This window comes from Acinetobacter sp. SFD, assembly GCF_001647575.1.
In the GTDB taxonomy this organism is placed as follows: domain Bacteria; phylum Pseudomonadota; class Gammaproteobacteria; order Pseudomonadales; family Moraxellaceae; genus Acinetobacter; species Acinetobacter pecorum.
The window spans coordinates 104524-125508 of record NZ_LSZJ01000013.1; the positions used below are offsets into that span (position 1 = coordinate 104524).

Consider the following 20985-nt stretch of genomic DNA (forward strand, 5'->3'; position numbering starts at 1 on the left):
ATTATTTTGCCCAATAATAAAGCCCACCAGAGTGAGCTTCAATCAAATGCGAATATTCTCGTTATTTAGGATGCAACCCATAGACCATCTTGCATGTGCAAAATCCGGTCTGCAGCATGGGCCAGCTGTTCATCATGCGTCACAATCAGCATCGCCATATTAAACTCACGTTGTAATTCAGTCAGCAGTTCAAAAATTTTTGCTGCAGTCTTACGGTCCAGATTACCGGTCGGCTCATCGGCCATCATCAGTTTAGGTTTACCGACTACTGCGCGCGCCAAGGCTACACGCTGACGTTCACCTCCAGATAATTCACCTGGCTTGTGGGTGAGACGATGCGAAAGACCAACACGTTCCAGCAAATATTCAGCCTGCTGTTTGGCTTCCTTAAACTTTATGCTGTCGCGTAACATCAGTGGCATGGCCACATTTTCCAGTGCCGTAAATTCTGGCAACAGGTGATGAAACTGGTAAACAAAACCCAAATGCTCATTTCGTACATAACCGCGTTCTGCTTCAGACAAGGTATCAAAACGGCGACCATTCACCATGACCTGACCCGAAGTCGGACGATCCAATCCACCCAGAACATGTAATAAGGTACTTTTCCCGGATCCACTGGAACCAACAATCGAGACAAACTCGCCTGCTTTTACCTGTAGCGACAAGCCACGAATCACCTCAACCGTGGCTTTACCATCGGTAAAGGACTTGTGAATATTCTGGGCATCTAAAATCAGATTACTCATAACGCAAAGCCTCTGCCGGTTGAATTTTTGCTGCACGTAAAGCGGGGTAAATCGTTGCGACAAAACTTAAGGCCAGTGATAAACCAACAATCACCAGAACATCCTGCCAGCGCAGATAAGAAGGTAGATAGTTAATAAAATAAGCATCAAACATATTCAGACCGAAAGTATTATTGAGCCAGCCAATAAAGCTACTAATACTGGTTGCGGCAATAATTCCGAGGATCGCTCCTGCGCAAGTTCCAATCACCCCAATCACGGTACCTTGTACCATAAAGATTTTGGTAATCGTGGCAGGTGAAGCACCCAAAGTCCGTAAAATAGCAATGTCCGATTTTTTATCCGTCACTACCATCACCAGTGAAGACACAATATTAAATGCCGCTACCAGCACAATCAGGAATAAAAGCAGGCTGACCATGGCTTTTTCCATCTGAATCGCGCTGAACAGATTACCATGGGTATAAGTCCAGTCCGAAGCATAGAAATTCGCCGGTAAATCGCGTACGATTTCCTGAGACACTTGTGGTGCCAGGAAAATATCATCCAGTTTCAGACGCACACCCTGCGCACCATCCGGCAGACGCAGTAAAGTTGACGCATCATTTAAAGCGATATAACCCATCATCGAGTCAACTTCAGCCCCGATACTGAAAATTCCCACCACTTTAAAACGTTTAAAACGCGGGACCACACCGGCTGGTGAAGGAGTCGCTTCTGGCAGAACCAAGGTAATATTGTCGTTTAAACCGACGCCCATGGCATCAGCCATTTGCTTGCCCAAAACAATACCGAATTCACCTTTTTTCAGGCTGTCAATACTGCCCTCAACCATATGGTTTTGTATGATTGATACTTTTTTCTCATACTCGGGCTCAATCCCGCTGACCATAATGCCGGCAACCTGGCCTTGGGCAGTCAGCATTCCTTGTAACTGGGTAAAAGGTGCAACCCCCTGGACATGTTTATGTCCTTCAATTTGCTTTGCAAGTTCTGGCCAATTTGTTAAAATTTGTGTTGAGGAAACAGTCGCTTGGGGAATCATTCCTAAGACACGATTCTTTAATTCTCGGTCAAAACCATTCATCACAGACAAGACTGTAATGAGAACTGCCACACCGAGTGTGAGGCCGATCATTGAGACCAATGCGATAAAAGAAATGAAGTGGTTACTACGCCGTGCGCGAGTATATTTCAACCCTATATACAGCGAGATTGGTTTGAACATAACCATCTAGTCCGAGGTAATAAATTATGGAAAATGTACAGCATCCAAACGGATTTGCGGAAAGACGCGTCATGTCTCGAATCGATGCTGCCTTACGAATTAATTATCAGATTATTTCCGATGATGTTGCCTTGAATGATCCTTACGATCCTAATTTCGTCTTGCCCCGCTATTTTCTACTACTTGCAGAACTAGATCAATTTGATCATGCGGTTAACTACGAATTAGAACAATTATCTGAAAAAGATCAACAAATTGCTCGAATCTTATCCTTATTTAATCAAAAATTAAACCTTATTACCGGGTCTTTGTATGACGCAATTGTACAAAGCATGTTACCTGTGCCAGAACAGGTGAATTTTTCGGAAACCGGTTTTAGCTTTTTTAATGACCGCCCTATCGCTGAAGGCACCTATCTGCATGTGACTTTAAGCCATCCGGAAAATTTCTTCCATATTGCTGCCACTGCCCAGGTGGTTTACAGTCGTGAAGAAGAAAATGGCAAATATCGGATCGGTGCTTATTTTATTACCATGCATCCGCAAGACCGGGTCAAACTGGGCGAATGCGTCAAAGCCCACCTCGCTTAAATCACTGGGTCAGTTACTTTAGTCAGTACGATGAGACGATGTAAGGCGAGCATTATAGCTCGCTTTAATTTCTCTGGAAAAATATAGCAACAAACCAGCCAATAAGATGACTATACCCAAGGCCGCTCCACCCGATAATTTCTCGCCATTTAAAATCACGCCGACAACTAATGCCAGCATCGGCGTCAACACGGTGGTCAATGACAAAGTTGTCGCCTTGATTTTCTGTACCAGCTTAAAATAGCAGAACATGGCAATTAAGGAAGCCATGATGACAGCATAACCAAGTCCAATCAGCGACTTAGCCTGCGGAATCTGGGTCGGTGCAAATTGCCAGATAAATGGCAACATGGCACAGGCCATGACCGCTGAAACCGCAATAGAACCGGCAGCCTGCGCCATAGGCTCTAAAGGGGCATTGACTTTTTTCACCCAGAACATAGAAGCACAGTAAATAAAAACACTGAGCAACATCAGGCCAATCCCGATCGGCTGAATATGCTGATCCTTCCCGCCGACACAGATAATCCCCAGGCCCAGCAAGGCAATCGCCATACCACTCCACTGTGAAGCATACAGCTTGAGCTGAAACACAAAGCGGCCAATTAATCCGGTCATGATTGGTGCCAGACCGAACATCAAGGCGATAATACCTGAACTCAAATAGTCGGTTGCAAGATAAGTGAAAATCTGTGATCCGATAAAACTGCATGCACCAGCCAGATAACTGTGCATGGATAATTTATCTAAGGGAAAACGGGTTTTAAACAGCCACAATAGAGCAAATGCAAAAGGCAAAGCCAGAAAAAAGCGTAATGCCAAGGCCCAGAGCGGATGCAGGTCTGTCACACTCCAGACAATCGCAAGTGGCGTCGTTGCCCAGATAAAAACCAATAGAAGATAGGTGGCAATCATATTGGTTTGTGTGGGCATGTGAGTCACTCTGAATAAGGCTTAAAGTGCAGAAGTTTTGCGTTTTTGTTTTTGGATGGTCTGATCGAGTGCGCTGGAAAATTCGCGTTTATCCCGTTCTGAAATCGGTGGCGGACCGCCAGTCTGCACGCCAGCGCCGCGCAAGCTGTCCATAAAATCACGCAGATGTAAACGCGCTTTGACATTGTCGGTGGTATAAATTTCCCCCCGGGGATGAATCGCAATTCCGCCTTTTTCAATCACTTCTGCAGCCAAGGGAATATCTTGGGTCATGACGATATCATGCTTTTTCATGCGCGAAATAATTTCCTTATCTGCAGCATCTGCTCCGCTCATCACCTGAATCGAATTAATCCTCACCGAAGGGGTAATACCTACCGGCTGGTTAGCCACAAAAGTGACTTCAAGCTGATAGCGATCCGAAGCACGAATAATTACATCTCGCAGAATACGGGGCAGTGCATCGGCATCGACCCAAAGTTTAAATGGCAACACAGGGCTTTCCATTAAAGTATAAATCATGGTTATTCTAGCAAATTGGAAGGATCAGGTTGATGATTAAATCACTTCATTTTCCTGAGATCTGGCTTGTATATTTTAAATAAGTATATGATTGGTAAAACTATTGTAATTCATATGGGAAAAGCTTGAATTCACCAGATGCTTATTTTAATTTTAAAATTCATTCAATTGACTTGAAAAATTGCAATGACCCTCGATTAACTACAGATATATCATCCAAGATCAATTGTGCATATGAAAAATCAGAATAGCCCAGAGATCATCACCATTGATGATCAAAATTTCGGTAGTCATGTCGAACACTGGACCTTGCTCACCGACAATCCTGGCACAGATGTACCACAGTGGTTAGGCAAAGCTCTTGATGAACCAATCATGCCGATGGGCCTTTGTACACAAGAATGTGATATGGATACAGAGACCTGGCTGATCCAGGGACCGAGCAAAGCACCAGTACAATTAAGTCAAGTGATTGCCGTTGAAAATAATAAACCTCAAGCCGTAAAAACTGCATTCCCCTGTTTTGATAGCCCTTATCAGGTGAAAGCCACGATTGACCGGATTATTAGCTGTAAATCCAATACTCAAGCTGTATTACGCTTGAATCTGGGTGCTGACAACATTATTTATGCTTTCGATAACCTGTATAGCGTTAATCATCTCTGTTATGAAAAAGATCAGCTCTATGTGGTAAACCTGAATGCCTGGGCCTATGAACTTGAAGCAGTCTCAGATCATGAGCATCTGGTGGTTGATGATCCGGCTTCGATCAAACATCACCGTGCCTTGAATGCTATTCTGGCCGACAATAATGGCATAGCCCCTGATAATTTGCAGGAACAGATTGATGCCTGGCAGCCGCAATCAGAAGAAGATAAAGAACCTGTCACTGTAGATTTTTCTAAAATGGTGGCCTATCTTTATGGCGAAACCCTGGGACAGGAAGATGAAGCCTGGTTCCAGGGCAATATCGTCGGTAAAACTAGCATGCAGTTTATGGATCAGGACTATACCCTGTATGATGTCGCCCTGATTCATGATGAAGGCCAGCCTGCAACCCTGATCCGCATTGCAACACGCAACGCAGAGTATAAGAATTTTGAAATTGGCCAGTATATCCGTGGCAACTTATGGATCCAGGCCAGTATCTATAGCAAAGCAACCTGAATTCACTCTACAAGGGAGATACTCATTTAGATGCGTATCTTCTTTTAATCTATTTATATTCTTATTTGTCACTTTAATTTCTGGCTATTTTTTATACAGATTCATTCGTTTATCTGTCTGGTATTTAAACTGATTAAAAATCTGGTTATCCACATTTTTAAATTCAAATAACTTATTCTAAATCTTTAAATAACCTTTAAAATTCCGTAAAAATAAGCAATTGATTTATCATCAATATAATTTATTGTCGTGCAAATCTGACATTTTAAAAAAATTGAAACTTTATGACCTTTAATCAAGAATGTACTTTATTTAATCAATTTTTTATGATAAAAATACTCACAATAAATAGTATTAACGATAAATAGATCGGACAATAAATATCTATGAAAATCGTGCAAGAAGAAACATTACAACAGGCCGAGCATCATCTTAGCTCTCACTACAATATTGATATGATGTCGTGCCTTTTTTTCATGTTGGGGATGATCATCTGCGGATTCATCCTGCATACTTTTATTTTTTAAAGTAATTCAATTCATAAAAAACCCAGCATATGCTGGGTTTTTCCGTTTCATGGATCAACCATTGCGTTTGGCAAAATCATCCATAAAATTCACCAGTGCCTGTACGCCTTCAAGTGGAACAGCGTTATAAATACTGGCACGCATACCACCTACTGAACGGTGACCGGCAAGATTCAATAAATGCTGTGCTTCGGCTTCTTTCAGGAACTGTTTCTCTAGCTCTGCATTGGCCAAGGTAAATGGCACGTTCATGATCGAACGGTTCGCTTTTGCGATTGGATTAGCGTAGAAATCGCTTTGATCAATATAACCATAAAGCAAGTTAGCTTTTTCAAGGTTCACTTTGTGGATGGCTTCTACACCGCCATTGTCCAGCAACCACTCGAATACCAGCCCAGATAAGTACCATGCATAGGTCGATGGTGTATTCACCATTGAACCATTTTTTGCCTGATCTGCATATCTCAAGATGCTTGGAATTTCAGGTTTGGCCTGATCAAGTAAATCTTCGCGAATGATTACAAGTGTTAAGCCGGCAGGCCCGATATTCTTTTGTGCACCTGCATAAATCACACCAAATTTAGATACGTCCAGTGGTGCAGATAAAATGCTAGATGAATAGTCGCAAACTAGAGGCTTGTCTGTTTCGGGAATAGATGCGAATTGCAAACCGCCAATGGTTTCGTTATCCGCATAGTGCACATAGGCAGCATCTGCAGACAGGTTCCATTCACTTTGTGCGCTGATGGCATGTTTGCCATCAGTTTTTATACCGGCTTTTACAACATTGATATCGCCATAACGTTGCGCTTCTTTCAAGGCTTTTTCAGACCAGATACCAGTATCGATATAGTCTGCCTTGTTATTTTTGCCGAGCAAGTTTAATGGAATTGCCGAGAATTGTAGTGATGCACCACCCTGCAAGAACAATACTTTGTAGTTCTCAGGAATATTCATGAGTTTACGTAGGTCTGCTTCCGCTTTTTCAGCAACAGCAACATAGTCTGCACTACGGTGGCTCATTTCCATGATCGAAAGACCTTTGCCATGCCAGTCGAGCATTTCAGCTTGAGCTTTTTCAAGTACGGCAGTCGGTAATGCAGCAGGACCAGCACAGAAGTTGTACGCGCGCATGATTTTTCCTTTCAGAGTGAAACACAATCAAATGATGGCATTTAACCATATCTGGCAGGGTCTTGCACAAAATTATTTCAATACAAAACTGTAATTACAGTCAAAAAAACAATGTAGATTCATAAGATAAGTTGACCATTTATAAGAACAATCCTGCTGATGATGCATATTTTAATTAAATGTTTGAGTTTAAAAATAAAACTATTATGATAAAACCACAATAATTAGAAAATCATGAGTGAGATAAAAATGGATCATTTCGTTCATCGTTTCAGATTCGCTATTGCGCATGTTAAACCTGCAACTCAGCAAAACTGGCCAAATAGTAGTAATGAGCGTTTTATATCAATCATGGTAATTTTAAAAAGTTCAGCAACACATTAATTCAGGTCCTACCAACCTGCATTTTTCCTAGACAACTGTAAAATAAACAATATTACAACCATGCCACTGACTGAGCTATAAAGCACTGATTTATAATGTCAGTAAATAAATTTCACTTTATTCAAATTGGCAACTTGCTTCCATGAATACGATAAACGATATAAGCAGATTATTTTTGGGGTGCGGATTATTTTCAGGACTGTTGTGTACAAGTTTGAATTTATATGCCCAAGCCTTGAGTTTTCAAGAAGCTGAAAAACAATTATTACAGTCTTCTTATAGTAGTCAGGCCTATCAAAGTCTGGAACAGGCCTCGCAACTTGAAGCTGAAGCCAGCAAAGGTTTGGGATTGCCTCGTGTCGATCTCAATGTTCGTGCCTATGCTTTCCACAGTGAAGTAGATATTCCCCTGAAGCAGTTTAAAAACAATCTGGAAAATGTACTGTCCCAAGGTGTCACGGGGCAGATCAACCAGTGGGAAGATAATCTTGGGAACGTACTTCCTCCTGACATTACCGGCCCTCTTCAGGAAGGAGTCAACAATGCTATTCATAGCGGTGTCGGCCTGATTCCGGACACCTCCAATGTAGTCCTTGAAGATCAGGTCATTCGCCCTACAGTGTCAGTCATCATGCCTATTTATACAGGAGGCCTGACTGCCAATACCAAGGAAGTTGCCAACATTCAGGCGAACCGTAGTGCGCTAAACAACAAAGAACAGCAAGATATACAGCGTTTTGAACTCATTCAGAGTTATTTTAATGTTCAACTTCAAAAACAGCTTCATGCAGCGGCTGTATTCAACCTGAATGCCATGCAGCAGCATTATCAGAATGCCTTAAAAATGCAACAGCAGGGCTTTATCAGCAAAGGCCAGCGCATGCAGTTTGAAGTGGCACGCAATGATGCCGAACGTGCCCAGCAAAATACTCAGGCCAATCTAAATGCGAGTCTATTTCAGCTGAATAACCTGCTTCAGCAAGGCAACCTGACTGAACTGACCACTCCTTTATTTGTGAATAAGACCGAATCTGAGGACTTAAATCATTTGCTGAAGACTTTCAGCCAAAACTCGCCATTGATTCAAAAAATGCGGTTAGATACTCAATTGGCACAAACCAATGTAAAAATTCAGGAAGCGGCAAAAAAACCGAGTGTCTTTGCTTTTGGAGAATACAGTCTGGATCGTAACGAAAACTGGATTGTAGGAGTGGCTGCCCGTTATAACCTGTTTTCCGGGATTGATAAAAACAAAAACATTCAGGCTGCTGAACTTAAACGTTATGCTGCTGAACTGCTCACTGCACGTACTCAGCAAGAAATTGAAAACCTGATTTACAAATCCTATAGTGAAGCAGTGAGTGCGCAGCAGAGCGATACGCTTTTGGCACAAAATATGAAGGCGGCCCAGGAAAATCTACGTATCCAGCAATTATCCTTTAAAGAAGATATGGGTACGGCGACACAGGTCATTGATGCACAGAATATATTGAGTGGATTAAAAGCAGAAACTGCCTTGAATGCCTATAAATATGTCATGTCCCTCGCCACCCTGTTACAAAGTTATGGCTCGATTAACGAGTTTTCTAACTATATTCAACATACCAATACCCACTATATTCGCTAGGAGACGGACATGAACGAAGATCAAAAACCAGATGATCCTGTGAATGGCTCAGTCTCCTCAAACAATAAAAGTAGCCCCTCCACCTCACAGCTTGAATCCGAATCGCCAAAAGAAAAAAATGCTGCAACTTCTGCAGAGCATGAACCATCCTCTGGACTTTCTAAACCCATAAAATATCTGTTACTGGCGGCAATACCTGTTTTACTGGCCATCATTGCCTTTGGTCTATGGAAAAGCTATCACCCGACGACACTTGAATTACAAGGACAGGTAGAAGCGGAAACGATACAGGTCGCCACCAAGGTACCTAGCCGGATTGAAGAAATCTATGTAAAGGAAGGCCAGCATGTCAAGAAAGGTCAGATTCTTGTCCGCTTATATAGTCCGGAAGTGGAAACCAAAAAACAGCAGGCTGCTGCTGCCCTACAATCTGCATTGGCCTTACAGTCGACTGTTGATCGGGGTTCTCAAGAGGAGAATATCGCCAGCCTGTATGCCAACTGGCAAGCGTTGAAAGCCCAACAGAATTTAGCCAAAGTTTCTTTTCAACGTGGTGAGAATCTGTTTAAAGAAGGCGTCATTTCCCGTCAACGTCGTGATGAACTTTACGCTGCCAGTCAGTCTGCTGCCCAAATGACCGAAGCAGCCTATCAACAGTATCTACGCGCTAACCGGGGCAGCACTCCGCAACAGAAAACCTCTGCGGATGCACAGGTTGAAATTGCCCGGGCTGCACTGGAAGAAGCCAATTCACTGGTCGCAGAAACAACACTGCTTGCCCCAATTGATGGAACTGTATCCAAAACTTATGGTGAAGTGTCAGAACTGGTAGCAACTGCGGTCCCTGTGGTAAGCCTGATTAAAGATGATATGCGTGTGAGTCTGAATATTCGCGAAGACCAGTATGCGCCATTCCAGCACATGACCACAATTGAAGGCTATATTCCAGCCTTGGAGAAAAAAGCTGAATTCCGAATCCAGAATATCAGTGCCGAAGGTGAATTTGCGACCATTAAAACTACGCGTCAGACTGGTGGGTACGATATCAGAAGCTTTAAAGTCCATCTTGTTCCTGTACCTGCCATACCCGGACTTAAAGTTGGCATGAGCGTCTTGTTTAAATTAAAAGAGGGTTCCTGATGTGGAGGGGGATAGGGCGCGAACTGCGTTATCTGCTCCGGGAAAAATGGGATCTCTGTCTGGTCACGCTTGCGCCTGCCTTCGTCATTATTATATTCAGTAGCATGTTTCTACAGGGTAAACCTGAGCATTTACCTATTGCGATTATTGATCAGGACCGAAGTGCACTCAGTCAGAATATTAATACCTATATTTCACTTAATCAGACACTTAAAGTAGATCTTGTCACTGGACAAACTGAAGAAGCTGAACTTCTGCTAAATAAAAATAAAATTTGGGGCTATATTCATATTCCGCAGGGTGCCGAGCAGCGTCTGGTTCGTGCTCAGGATGCAGGCATCAGTATTGTTTATAATCAGAGTTATTTTAGTATTGGTAATACTATTTCATCTGCCATGCTGATCAGCACCATTGAAGCCATAGCTGATTTTTTAGGAAACCATTATCTGGAAAACCGGCTGCCTTATCTCGACTTCCCTATCCCCCGGATCAAATTATCCCCGCTGTATAATCCAGATCTTGACTATGAATTTTATTTAGAACCTTTTGTGATTCCGGCAGTTCTACATTTACTGCTCTGTTGTTGCGTTGCATTTTCAGTGGGTCAGGAACTCAAACGGCGAACCTTACAAGACTGGATTAGCCATCAGTCACTCTGGATGGCTTTACTATCGAAAAATCTGGTTTATGTAGCTATTTTTAGCATATGGACCTGGATATGGATGTTCTGGCTGATTCAGATCCGTGGCTGGTTTGTAGCTGGCTCTCTTGGTCTGATTTTATTGGCGCAGTTGCTGTTTTATAGTGCCTATGCGTTCTTGAGTAGCGTGATCGTACTAGTGACCAAAGATTTAACCAAATCATTCGGTTTAATTGCAGTATATGGTGGCTCATCTTTAAGTTTTGCAGGGGTAACACTTCCCTTAAATAATGCACCCTTATTTACCCATTTCTGGGCTCACATTATTCCCTATACTTCCTATGCCAGGTTACAGACCGAACAGTGGGTGATGGGTAGTCCCGTTAATATTTCACTACAGTCCTTATTTATCCTGCTCATGTTTGTCGTGATCTTTGCCCTGCTAGCCTATCTTTTTTTAAAAAGAGTTGCTAAAGGAATAGTCCAATGAAATCCTGCTGGTCTTATTATCTGCGCAGCTTTAAAGATATTGTTTCGCACGAAAGTATTCTTACCACCCTGATTCTTTCTGTACTGTTTTACAGTTTTTTTTATCCTACTGCATATAAGGCTCAGACTGCAGAATCCTTGCCCATTATTATTGTCGATGAAGAACAAAGCAATTTAAGTACGCGGATCATCCAAAAAGTGCAGGAAAGCCCAAATGTCAACGTCAAAGCAATTACAGGCAATTTCGCGGAAGCCAAGCAATGGGTCGAATCTGAACAGGCAGACGGAATTTTACTGCTGCCGGGCAATTTATCTGAAGCTGTGATCCACGGTGAATCTGGAGGAATTGGTCTCTATTTAAATGCTGCAAACTTTTTGGCGACCAAACAGATTGGTCTGGGCCTGGCTGCTTCAGTTGAGCAAACCCTATCCGACTATATTGCACAATTTGAACATATATCGGAATTTTCTCCTGCACTCTCCATACATCAGATTCCCCTGTTTAATACTTTGTCTGGTTATGGCAGTTATGTATTTCCTGCAGTTGCCCCCTTAATTATTCATCAAACTATTTTATTAGGTTTGAGCATGCTGATTTTGATGTACCGGGAAAGAAAAGTAGAGTTAAACCGCAATGCTTTTATCGGGATCTGTCTGGCAATCTTTACGATCGGTTGTCTGGGCTGTCTTTATTTATTCGGTTTTACGTTCTGGTTATTTGATTATCCGCGTGGCGGTAATTTTATCGGCATGCTCATTGCCGTTCCAGTATTTATCTACTGTATTATTGGTATGACTTGGTTGCTCGCCAGCTTTCTGGATATGCCAGAACGGGCAGGCCATGTGATTGTATTTACCTCAATTCCTCTGTTCTTACTCTCGGGTATCGCATGGCCACACTCTTCTATGCCAGTCTGGATGCAAATCCTAGCCGAAATCCTGCCCTCTACCCAAATTGTGCAGATGTTCATTCAGCTTAACCAGATGGGGGTTCCTACCGCACTAGTGGTACCTAAACTAATTTATCTTGGAGTATTCGGTAGCTTGTGTTTCTTGCTGGGCTATCAACGCCTGATTCAGCTTCCTAAAAACTGACCGGCATCACCATTAGGGCCTGTTCAGATTTAAGGATTAGATTCGCCAAACACTTGAATATTAAAATTACGGATCTTGGCGCTGCCATTGGGCTTGTCAAAACTCACATCATACTGAACCAGATTATTCGGATAAGCAATTTCATAGCTGACCTTATACTGGCTCGGCTGATTGGTCGCTTCTTCAATCTGCTTGGTCATTAAGGTTTTAGATTTGTATGCACCTTGAGGAATTGAACGTGAAAAGCGTTTCATTAACTTTTCATTGTCCTTAAAATAAGCCTGTAATTGTGGTTCGAGTTGATCCAGAAACTCATCATACTTCCCGTCACGCAAATCCTCATAAGCCAGCTGTGCCGCCTTTTCCTGCTCAGGACTCGGATTTGGAATATTCTCCATTGAATTACAGCCAGTCAATGCAAGCACTGCTGTTAATGATATTAATTTAGTTTTCATCGCTTACCTCTATCTCGTCAAGGTTTATAAAAAAAGGACGCCGAAGCGCCCTTTTTATCAGTAGGAAAATTATTCTTCTACTGAATTTTCACCGTCTTTTTCAAGCTGTTCAGCTTCAGTCACTAAATTTGTTTCTGCCACTAAAACGTCTTCACCTTCAATCGCTTCAACAAACTCGTCTTCTTCCACAGCTTCAATAGAAACTACACCCACCAGCAATTCGTCATTACCTAAACGGATCAGGCGAACGCCCTGTGCATTACGACCTGTTTGCGCAACCTCTGATGCACGTGTACGAACCAGCGTACCGCCATTAGAGATCAGCATCAATTCTTTAGTCGCATCAATTGCCACTGCACCGACTAACTGACCATTACGCTCAGAAGTTTTTAGTGCAATAACACCTTTACCGCCACGTTTTTTGGTCGGGAAGTCATCTACTGGGGTACGTTTACCGTAACCATGTTCAGAAGCACACAGTACTTCACCTGTTTCAGGCACAACTACCAGTGACACAATACGACTGACAATTGCTGAATCTGAACCGTCTTCATCATCAGAATCAACGTCATTATCGTCCTGATCTTCAAGCTGCGCTGCTGCACCAATGGTCACGCGCATACCACGTACACCTTTGGCCGAACGACCCATTGAACGCACGTCCGTTTCTGCGAAGCGAATGGCTTTACCTTCGTTTGAGAACAACATGATTTGCTGTTCTCCATCGGTAATCGCCACACCAATCAAGGTGTCGTCACCATTAAGTTCAATCGCACGTAAACCGTTTGAACGAACATTCGAGAACTGTTCAAGCTCTACACGTTTAATCGTACCGTATTCAGTTGCCATAAACACATAGAAGTTCTTACGTACAGCTTCCACCTGCTGTACAAACTCATTGATGATGTCATCATCAAGCTCAGTTGTTGAAAGTGCTTGTCCTAACTCTTTCAGCTGCGCACGAAGTGCATCAGAAATATCATCTGCACCATCTTCAGATTCAGCCAATGCAGCTTCAAGCGCAGCAAAATGACTGTTGATCACTTCATTACTTTGCAATTGTGCTGCATTTGCTTTTACAAATGCCTTGAAGTCAGCCAGACGTTCCTTGAATTTCTTCGGTGCATCAATCACAGGCAAGATGGCTGTAATCGTTTCGTTTTCGTCTAGTGGCAACAAGTTCACCATTGGGCGACCTTTGGCACCACGTGAAGCTTGTGGCACTTCGTAGACTTTCAGACGGTAAACCTTACCGACATTGGTGAAGCAAAGCACGGTTGCATGATTCGAAGTGACCACCATATGCTGGATGTAATCATCTTCTTTCATGCTGGTTGCAGACTTGCCACGGCCACCACGGCGCTGTGCAGCGTAGTCAGACAATGGTTGAGTTTTTGCATAACCTGTTTTTGAAACCGTCAGCACCATTTGCTCTTCAGGAATCAGATCTTCACGAGAGAAATCGATACGTGACTCGACAATTGACGTTTTACGTGCATCGCCATACTGCTGAAGGATCAGTGCAAGCTCTTCACGAATCACGTTCATCAATAAGTTAAAGTCATTCAAGATAGCCGTGTATTCAGCAATCTGCGCAAGAATTTCAGAATATTCAGCCTGAAGTTTATCTTGCTCAAGGCCAGTCAAGCGATGTAGACGCAGTTCCATAATCGCGTTAACTTGCGTCGGTGATAAGCGATATAAATCGCCATCAATACCGAATGGACGGCTAGGATCTTCGCCTTCAATTTCGTCAGGACGTACAGAAACAGCACCGGCTTTTTCAAGTAAAGCTGCTACGCCACCTGCTGCCCACTCGCCCGCTTGTAAACGCTCACGCGCCTCAGCCGGGTTTGCAGATGTTTTGATGGTTTCAATAATCTGATCGATATTGGCAAGTGCAACTGTCAAACCTTCCAAGATATGACCACGTTCACGCGCTTTGCGTAATTCGTACATGGTACGACGGGTGACCACTTCCTGACGGTGACGGATAAATGCCGCAATGATGTCTTTCAGGTTCATCAACTTCGGCTGGCCATTGTCCAGACAGACCATGTTGATGCTGAAAGAGTTTTCAAGTTGCGTGTTCTGGAACAGGTTGTTCACGATCACTTCAGCGTTTTCACCGCGCTTCAGGTCAATCGCGATACGCATACCGTCTTTGTCAGACTCGTCACGAAGCTCTGAAATGCCTTCGAGCTTTTTCTCTTTGACCAGTTCAGCAATACGCTCAATGGTTTTTGCTTTATTGACCTGATACGGAATTTCAGTGAAGACAATCGTGGTGCGGCCATTCTTCGGATCTTCTTCGAAATGGTACTTCCCACGGATATGCAAACGGCCCTTACCGGTACGGTATGCATCGACGATACCTGATTTACCGTAAATGATACCGCCTGTCGGAAAATCCGGACCAGAAATATGTTCCATCAACCCTTCAATACTGATCTGGGGATCATTGGCATAGGCCAGACATGCATTCACCACTTCAGTCATGTTATGCGGCGCCATATTGGTCGCCATACCGACTGCAATACCGGTCACACCATTAATCAACAAGTTCGGGACACGGGTTGGCATGACCTGAGGAATACGCTCAGAGCCATCGTAGTTATCTTCCCACTCGACGGTATCTTTTTCAAGATCCGCTAACAGTTCGTGGGTCAGTTTACGCATACGCACTTCGGTATAACGCATTGCTGCTGCGCTGTCGCCATCGACCGAACCGAAGTTACCCTGGCCATCTACCAACTGGTAACGCAAGCTGAAATCTTGCGCCATTCGTACAATGGTTTCATATACGGCAGAGTCACCATGCGGGTGATATTTACCGATGACGTCACCGACTACACGTGCAGACTTTTTATAAGCTTTGTTATAGTCATTGCCTAATTCGTGCATTGCGAAAAGCACACGACGATGAACAGGTTTCAAACCATCTCGTACATCGGGCAATGCACGTGACACAATCACGCTCATCGCATAATCGAGATATGAGCTTTTAAGTTCATCCTCAATGGCAATCGGTCTAATTTCCGATACGCTCATGCATACTCCTTATTCTACAAGCCAATTTTGGCTTGTATTTATATGTCGTAAAACTAGCAAAATCATTAACTCAAACGACTGAGTTAAAAACTAAAATACAGCCCTAAATTATAGCATACACACTTGTATTTTTGTGTCGAAATATTCGGCTTAACCTTGTTAATTATCTTCATTTTAGTGATCATTTTCTTATTATTTAAAAAGCAAAAATCAGTCAGTCCGATCCGCTTCTTTTTAATCTTTAAATTGTGCAAAAATAGAATAATACAAAAAAAGATACGCCAATTTACTGGCGTATCCTTAGCGGTTTTTTTATATTTTTTAGTGAGGCTGATTCAATACTCTACGGTAGCTTAAAACTGCAACAATCAATAGAATTGGCAACAACATCTCTACCCCTTCCTCGATCGTCATAATCATGACTTGACTATGTTTTAGCAACTCGATTCCAAACTCTTCTTTCAGGGTTGAGGTCGTGCGATCCAGCACCTTGCTTAATCCGCCACAGACAATGGTAAGAAAGATAAAAAAATGTGCAATATTTAAGGAATCTTTCATACTTCGTACGGTTTGCACCAGTTTTTTCGCCAGCACCAGAAAGACAAAAATAATTCCGAGCAACAAAATAAATCCAAGCAGCTTATCCATGAGCGGAATTTCAGCACTGCGATAGAAATTCGTTTTGATGAAGCTGATGTCGAACAGGCGCTTGTGAAAATCCATTTCCCGCAACCCCAGCAATACTGCCGCTAAAGCTGCAAACACCCGGGTATCAGGCTTGATTTCAGTATTCAGCAAACATAGCACTGCCAGCAAGTACCAAAGCCATGGGCTCATGACTTCAAAAGCACCTGATTCACTAAACAAATACTGGGTCACCGGAATCGGTGCATTCAGGGCAGTATGAATACAGATCCCCAGATAAAGCGCGATCAGCAGGAAACTAATGAACAGTATATGTGCGGTTTTAGAAAAGGACATGATGAGAAACAGGAGAAAAATCAAACCGGGATTTTATCACTTTTCATCCAAATGACATACTCTAGTTTCGACTGCCGAGTATTTTTAAAAAATCAATAAAAAACGCCCTTGCACAAAACAGTAAAAGATTACTTTCACTATTCGCACAAAAGCGTTTTTTTGAAGCTAATTCAGAAATTAGATTTTAGAAACCAATTCAGGAATAACAGCGTTCAAGTCACCTACTAACCAGTAGTCAGCAACTGCGTTAATTGGCGCTTCTTCATCTTTGTTGATCGCAACGATCACTTTCGATTCTTTCATACCAGCCAAATGCTGAATCGCACCAGAAATACCGACAGCGATGTACAGGTCAGGTGCAACGATTTTACCAGTTTGACCCACTTGCATATCGTTTGGTACGAAGCCGGCATCTACTGCAGCACGTGACGCGCCTTGAGCAGCACCAAGCTTGTCAGCTAGCGGATCAAGGATTTTGTGATAGTTTTCGCCAGAACCTACACCACGACCACCAGAAACGACAATACGTGCAGCTGTCAGTTCAGGACGTTCAGATTTTACGATTTCTTCGTTAATAAACTTAGAAATACCGGCATCACCAGTAGAAGCAATAGCTTCAACCGCAGCAGAACCACCTTCAGCAGCTACAGCATCAAATGCCGTACCACGAACAGTCGCCAATACGATGTTTTCGCCTGATTCTACAGTCGCAATCGCATTACCGGCATAGATTGGGCGTTTAAAAGTCTTAGGACCATCTACCGCAATGATGTCAGTAATCATGCTTACATCAAGAAGCGCAGCAGCACGCGGCAAAATGTTTTTACCAGTCGTGGTAGAAGCAGCAAGGATATGGCTATAATCTTTGCCCAATTCTGCAATCAGTTTTGCTACGTTTTCCGCTAACTGGTTTGCGTAAGCCGCATCATCAGCAAGCAATACTTTGCTTACGCCTGCAACTTTAGCCGCCTGGTCAGCAACTGCCTGAGCGCCAGAACCAGCCACCAATACAGTGATATCACCACCGATTTTTTGCGCCGCAGCAACAACGTTTAAAGTAGCAGCGTTTAATGCTTTGTTGTCGTGCTCAGCGATAACTAAAATACTCATGATTTTTATCCTTCTGTATTAGATCACTTTCGCTTCGTTTTTCAATTTTTCTACAAGTTCGTCTACAGACTTCACTTGTACGCCAGCTTTACGCTCTGCAGGAGATTCAACTTTCACTGTTTTCAGTTTAGTTGTAGTGGTTACACCGAAATCTGCAGGTGACTTGGTATCAAGCGGTTTTTTACGCGCTTTCATGATGTTTGGAAGTGCCGCATAACGTGGCTCGTTCAAACGCAAGTCAGTGGTAATGATTGCTGGAAGTGTCAGCTCAACAGTTTGTAAACCACCGTCAATTTCACGTGTTACTTGTACTTTATCGCCGTCTACTTTCACTTCAGAAGCGAATGTACCCTGACCTGCACCCAATAAAGCACCCAGCATCTGACCAACCTGATTAGAGTCGTCATCAATCGCTTGCTTGCCTAGAAGGATCAATTGTGGTTGTTCAGCATCAACAACACCTTTCAGAATTTTAGCGACTTCCAGCGCACCTAGTTGGCTGTCATCAGCTTCAACCAGAATACCGCGGTCAGCACCAAGCGCCATTGCAGAACGGATTTGTTCTTGAGCTTCTTTAGGACCAATAGAAACAACAATGATTTCTGAAACAGTTCCTTTTTCTTTTAAACGAACCGCTTCTTCCACTGCGATTTCACAGAATGGATTAATTGACATTTTAACGTTAGTTAAGTCAACACCACTGTTGTCCGGTTTAACACGAACTTTAACGTTGGCATCAACCACACGTTTTACAGCAACAAGAGCCTTCATGTAATCCTCGGCTGTTTTAGCAAATGTAAATGTTGAGAAAAGTTAGTGTAACTCTTCACTTAAATTTTTTTAGGTGCCCTATCTTGCAATGTGTACGGCATTTCGGTCAAGTCACAATTCAACAAAGAGCTGTAAAAATGCGTAATTTTCCCTGAACGATGCGTTCACAATTAATTGTTATCGTTTTATTACAATGAAATTTATCGATATTTACTTAAAATTTAACCATTGATTTATATTATTTTTTTATCTGATTAATAACATCAGAAGTTTTGATTGATGATTTTAAATTTAAATTGATTTAAAGCCGCTTGAAGCAAAACGGACGGAATATAGATAGGTCAGCTTTTGTCATTTTAGACAGAAATCTTACTGAGAGCGAATTAAACTCAATACATAGACAAATTGAATAAATAATAAACCAGTACATTCATCCGACTCTGACAAAGTAATTACTTCTTTTCAAATTTTCTCAATCATAAAAAAGCATACTGCGAACAGTATGCTTTTCGGGATCCAATTAATTGATGATGAGCCAGCTTGCTGCAAGTGCCAGTAAACCACCAGAAGTTCCATCCACCCATTTTTGTTTACGTTCATCTATTTGAGTTTTCTGGCTGATTTTGCTGAATAGAATACTTAAGCCACAATACACCACAAAAATAAGACTGATAAAAATAAAAGAAAGAATCAAACCCTGGCTCACTGTATTGGCCGACTTATCAATAAACTGCGGTAAAATTGCAAAATAGATTAGCATGCCTTTTGGATTTAACAGGGCAGTAAAAAATCCTTTTTGAATCGGATTGGGCGAAGTTTTTTTCTCAATATTTAGCGCATTTTTACTGAATACCGATTTAAGCAAACCAAAAGCCAGATACAACAGATACGCGATCCCGAGCCAGCGAATGGTTTCAAACAGTACAGGAAAAGAAACAATGATGGCGGCAATACCTAGCGCTACCAGGATCGAATGCACCAGATAACCGCAACACACTCCTACGGTTGCCATCATGCCTGCTTTTGCATCTTTACCCATCACTTGAGACAGGATAAACAACATATCGGGTCCAGGCGTAAAAATCAGGGGAAGCACGGTCAGTGCAAAGAGTGCAAATACAGACATTTCCTTTTCCTTTCAAACTCCAGAAAATGCAATAAGTATCTGTGATTTTTTATAAAATTGGCTTTCTTTTTATTCTATAATAAGTTTCATTTTTCGAATATTATTCTAATTTATGAAAATATCCACCAAGTCTGTGCGGGTAAAACTTGATCGGATTGATAAAAATATCATTCGTTACTTACAAGCCAACGGCCGTATTCAGAATAATGATCTGGCACGGGAAATCGGACTTTCACCATCATCCTGTTTGCGCCGGGTAAAATTACTGGAAGATGCAGGTGTCATTCAGAATTACACCACTATCGTTGATCAACAAAAAATTGGGTTTCAGTTGATCCTATTTTCGCGCATCTGGCTGGTCGGTCAGGATGCCGAAACCATCGACACCTTTATTGAAGCAATGAAAGAACTGCCGCAGGTGATGGAGTGCTACATTATTCTGGGGGAAAGTGATGCGATGCTGAAAGTCGTGGTGCCTGATCTGGAAAGTTACCGGAAATTCCAGTCGACTCATCTGACAAAAAAAAATGGCATTACCAGTGTCAAAACGGATTTACCCAGCCAGATTATCAAACAGAGTTTCCAGCTGCCTTTAGAAGATCTATAAAAGAATGAATTACAAGTAGCGACGCTGGCATAGGTTTAATTTTAATTCTGAACAGTATCTTTAATCCGAAGCTGGACTGAAATTAACTAAGCTGCAAGTTTTATTAAAAGATAAAAGTGAGGTTGCCTGTGCTGATATGCTTAAAGACAACCCTCTCCTCTTGAGCAAAACCAGAATACAGCCCGAGTCTTAATTTTTTATATTATGGTAGCTGTAGGAACATTTAATGAGTTTCTTGTGCCAAAAAATCACGATGTACATGGCTTAAATCTACCAGTTCATAGTTTGCCAACTCAAAAATTTGCCAAATCGCAACTGCATCTTCTTTTAAGTCGACTGCCTGTGTCGCACGATTCGACAATTGCCATTGCAGGTCAGAAATCCATAAATAGTATTGTCCGGTGCTCGCGTTAAATGCCTGAACTTTACCATCGGCATTAATGCCTTGAATAATGGCACCTTCAGGCAAAGTCGCTTCAAGATTGGGTAAGCTAATGTCCACAAAATGCTTGATTTGCCGCAAACCATAACCGGCAAACATTTCTTTTTGAGCCTCACTTAACTGTGCATATTTTTGTTCTATGTCCGCAATTACCAGTGTGTCCATATTGCCTCCCATCGGTCAAATACTGAGACTCTGCTCAGTAATATTTCATTTT

The 20985-nt window shown here is 42.4% G+C and carries 19 protein-coding genes; 7 read left to right on the plus strand and 12 right to left on the minus strand.

Annotation, left to right across the window (positions count from 1 at the left end; all coding sequences use genetic code 11):
* Positions 1-65: 65 nt before the first annotated feature.
* Positions 66-749 (minus strand): lipoprotein-releasing ABC transporter ATP-binding protein LolD, encoded by a 684-nt coding sequence (lolD, locus tag AY605_RS10040; RefSeq protein WP_064096270.1) that lies wholly within the window; start codon positions 747-749, stop codon positions 66-68.
* Complete coding sequence (locus tag AY605_RS10045) at positions 742-1977, minus strand: lipoprotein-releasing ABC transporter permease subunit (protein WP_064096271.1); 1236 nt, start codon at positions 1975-1977, stop codon at positions 742-744. Before AY605_RS10045 ends, lolD begins: the two co-directional genes overlap by 8 nt.
* Positions 1978-2003: 26 nt before the next feature.
* Between AY605_RS10045 and AY605_RS10050 the strand changes: the two genes are divergently transcribed.
* Positions 2004-2567, plus strand: coding sequence for a PilZ domain-containing protein (locus AY605_RS10050; protein WP_064096272.1), 564 nt, complete (start codon positions 2004-2006; stop codon positions 2565-2567).
* A gap of 18 nt (positions 2568-2585) precedes the next feature.
* Here the strand turns inward: AY605_RS10050 and AY605_RS10055 are convergent, their stop codons facing one another.
* Complete coding sequence (locus AY605_RS10055; protein WP_064096273.1) at positions 2586-3500, minus strand: DMT family transporter; 915 nt, start codon at positions 3498-3500, stop codon at positions 2586-2588.
* 21 nt (positions 3501-3521) lie between these two features.
* Positions 3522-4007 carry a YaiI/YqxD family protein gene (locus AY605_RS10060; RefSeq protein ID WP_171254960.1) on the minus strand — a complete coding sequence of 162 codons (486 nt, stop codon included), beginning with the start codon at positions 4005-4007 and terminating at the stop codon, positions 3522-3524.
* A gap of 249 nt (positions 4008-4256) precedes the next feature.
* On the opposite strand from AY605_RS10060, the gene AY605_RS10065 reads away from it, so the two are divergent.
* On the plus strand, positions 4257-5189 hold the full coding sequence (locus AY605_RS10065) for a hypothetical protein (RefSeq protein ID WP_064096275.1): 933 nt from the start codon (positions 4257-4259) through the stop codon (positions 5187-5189).
* A 581-nt stretch (positions 5190-5770) separates the two neighbouring features.
* On the opposite strand, the gene serC is transcribed toward AY605_RS10065, so the two are convergent.
* A complete protein-coding gene (gene serC / locus AY605_RS10070; protein ID WP_064096276.1) occupies positions 5771-6850 on the minus strand; it encodes a 3-phosphoserine/phosphohydroxythreonine transaminase in 1080 nt (359 codons plus the stop codon).
* 526 nt (positions 6851-7376) lie between these two features.
* Here serC and AY605_RS10075 point away from each other — a divergent pair.
* Genes AY605_RS10075 through AY605_RS10090 form a run of 4 tightly spaced genes read left to right on the plus strand, consistent with a single transcriptional unit; the run spans position 7377 to position 12225 of the window.
* The gene (locus AY605_RS10075; RefSeq protein WP_064096277.1) at positions 7377-8861 is read left to right on the plus strand and encodes a TolC family protein; all 1485 of its coding nucleotides are present in this window, start codon (positions 7377-7379) and stop codon (positions 8859-8861) included.
* A 9-nt stretch (positions 8862-8870) separates the two neighbouring features.
* On the plus strand, positions 8871-10001 hold the full coding sequence (locus AY605_RS10080) for an HlyD family secretion protein (protein WP_064096278.1): 1131 nt from the start codon (positions 8871-8873) through the stop codon (positions 9999-10001).
* Complete coding sequence (locus AY605_RS10085) at positions 10001-11131, plus strand: ABC transporter permease (RefSeq protein ID WP_064096279.1); 1131 nt, start codon at positions 10001-10003, stop codon at positions 11129-11131. The genes AY605_RS10080 and AY605_RS10085 overlap by 1 nt, the downstream gene beginning before the upstream one ends.
* Positions 11128-12225 (plus strand): ABC transporter permease, encoded by a 1098-nt coding sequence (locus AY605_RS10090; RefSeq protein ID WP_064096280.1) that lies wholly within the window; start codon positions 11128-11130, stop codon positions 12223-12225. Before AY605_RS10085 ends, AY605_RS10090 begins: the two co-directional genes overlap by 4 nt.
* 29 nt (positions 12226-12254) lie before the next feature.
* Here the strand turns inward: AY605_RS10090 and AY605_RS10095 are convergent, their stop codons facing one another.
* The 6 genes from AY605_RS10095 to AY605_RS10120 all read right to left on the minus strand — a co-directional run bounded on the left by AY605_RS10095 (position 12255) and on the right by AY605_RS10120 (position 19719).
* Positions 12255-12680, minus strand: coding sequence for a hypothetical protein (locus tag AY605_RS10095; protein WP_064096281.1), 426 nt, complete (start codon positions 12678-12680; stop codon positions 12255-12257).
* A 69-nt stretch (positions 12681-12749) separates the two neighbouring features.
* Positions 12750-15731, minus strand: a complete 2982-nt coding sequence (gene gyrA / locus AY605_RS10100; protein WP_064096282.1) for a DNA gyrase subunit A — start codon at positions 15729-15731, stop codon at positions 12750-12752.
* A gap of 321 nt (positions 15732-16052) precedes the next feature.
* On the minus strand, positions 16053-16712 hold the full coding sequence (locus tag AY605_RS10105) for a hypothetical protein (RefSeq protein WP_064096283.1): 660 nt from the start codon (positions 16710-16712) through the stop codon (positions 16053-16055).
* A 177-nt stretch (positions 16713-16889) separates the two neighbouring features.
* Positions 16890-17822 carry an FAD-binding protein gene (locus AY605_RS10110; protein WP_064096284.1) on the minus strand — a complete coding sequence of 311 codons (933 nt, stop codon included), beginning with the start codon at positions 17820-17822 and terminating at the stop codon, positions 16890-16892.
* Between the two features lie 18 nt (positions 17823-17840).
* Positions 17841-18593: an electron transfer flavoprotein subunit beta/FixA family protein gene (locus tag AY605_RS10115; protein ID WP_064096285.1), complete on the minus strand. Its 753-nt coding sequence runs from the start codon at positions 18591-18593 to the stop codon at positions 17841-17843.
* Positions 18594-19113: 520 nt separating this feature from the next.
* Positions 19114-19719, minus strand: a complete 606-nt coding sequence (locus AY605_RS10120; protein WP_064096286.1) for a LysE family translocator — start codon at positions 19717-19719, stop codon at positions 19114-19116.
* Between the two features lie 112 nt (positions 19720-19831).
* Between AY605_RS10120 and AY605_RS10125 the strand changes: the two genes are divergently transcribed.
* Positions 19832-20326, plus strand: a complete 495-nt coding sequence (locus tag AY605_RS10125) for an Lrp/AsnC family transcriptional regulator (RefSeq protein ID WP_064096287.1) — start codon at positions 19832-19834, stop codon at positions 20324-20326.
* Between the two features lie 223 nt (positions 20327-20549).
* On the opposite strand, the gene AY605_RS10130 is transcribed toward AY605_RS10125, so the two are convergent.
* Positions 20550-20933: a hypothetical protein gene (locus tag AY605_RS10130; protein WP_064096288.1), complete on the minus strand. Its 384-nt coding sequence runs from the start codon at positions 20931-20933 to the stop codon at positions 20550-20552.
* Positions 20934-20985: the final 52 nt, after the last annotated feature.

Excerpts from the sequence above, each read along its gene's own strand:
- lolD (WP_064096270.1), bottom strand. The coding sequence starts at position 749 with ATGAGTAATCTGATTTTAGATGCCCAGAATATTCACAAGTCCTTTACC.
- AY605_RS10045 (WP_064096271.1), bottom strand. The coding sequence starts at position 1,977 with ATGTTCAAACCAATCTCGCTGTATATAGGGTTGAAATATACTCGCGCA.
- AY605_RS10050 (WP_064096272.1), top strand. The coding sequence starts at position 2,004 with ATGGAAAATGTACAGCATCCAAACGGATTTGCGGAAAGACGCGTCATG.
- AY605_RS10055 (WP_064096273.1), bottom strand. The coding sequence starts at position 3,500 with ATGCCCACACAAACCAATATGATTGCCACCTATCTTCTATTGGTTTTT.
- AY605_RS10060 (WP_171254960.1), bottom strand. The coding sequence starts at position 4,007 with ATGGAAAGCCCTGTGTTGCCATTTAAACTTTGGGTCGATGCCGATGCA.
- AY605_RS10065 (WP_064096275.1), top strand. The coding sequence starts at position 4,257 with ATGAAAAATCAGAATAGCCCAGAGATCATCACCATTGATGATCAAAAT.
- serC (WP_064096276.1), bottom strand. The coding sequence starts at position 6,850 with ATGCGCGCGTACAACTTCTGTGCTGGTCCTGCTGCATTACCGACTGCC.
- AY605_RS10075 (WP_064096277.1), top strand. The coding sequence starts at position 7,377 with ATGAATACGATAAACGATATAAGCAGATTATTTTTGGGGTGCGGATTA.
- AY605_RS10080 (WP_064096278.1), top strand. The coding sequence starts at position 8,871 with ATGAACGAAGATCAAAAACCAGATGATCCTGTGAATGGCTCAGTCTCC.
- AY605_RS10085 (WP_064096279.1), top strand. The coding sequence starts at position 10,001 with ATGTGGAGGGGGATAGGGCGCGAACTGCGTTATCTGCTCCGGGAAAAA.
- AY605_RS10090 (WP_064096280.1), top strand. The coding sequence starts at position 11,128 with ATGAAATCCTGCTGGTCTTATTATCTGCGCAGCTTTAAAGATATTGTT.
- AY605_RS10095 (WP_064096281.1), bottom strand. The coding sequence starts at position 12,680 with ATGAAAACTAAATTAATATCATTAACAGCAGTGCTTGCATTGACTGGC.
- gyrA (WP_064096282.1), bottom strand. The coding sequence starts at position 15,731 with ATGAGCGTATCGGAAATTAGACCGATTGCCATTGAGGATGAACTTAAA.
- AY605_RS10105 (WP_064096283.1), bottom strand. The coding sequence starts at position 16,712 with ATGTCCTTTTCTAAAACCGCACATATACTGTTCATTAGTTTCCTGCTG.
- AY605_RS10110 (WP_064096284.1), bottom strand. The coding sequence starts at position 17,822 with ATGAGTATTTTAGTTATCGCTGAGCACGACAACAAAGCATTAAACGCT.
- AY605_RS10115 (WP_064096285.1), bottom strand. The coding sequence starts at position 18,593 with ATGAAGGCTCTTGTTGCTGTAAAACGTGTGGTTGATGCCAACGTTAAA.
- AY605_RS10120 (WP_064096286.1), bottom strand. The coding sequence starts at position 19,719 with ATGTCTGTATTTGCACTCTTTGCACTGACCGTGCTTCCCCTGATTTTT.
- AY605_RS10125 (WP_064096287.1), top strand. The coding sequence starts at position 19,832 with ATGAAAATATCCACCAAGTCTGTGCGGGTAAAACTTGATCGGATTGAT.
- AY605_RS10130 (WP_064096288.1), bottom strand. The coding sequence starts at position 20,933 with ATGGACACACTGGTAATTGCGGACATAGAACAAAAATATGCACAGTTA.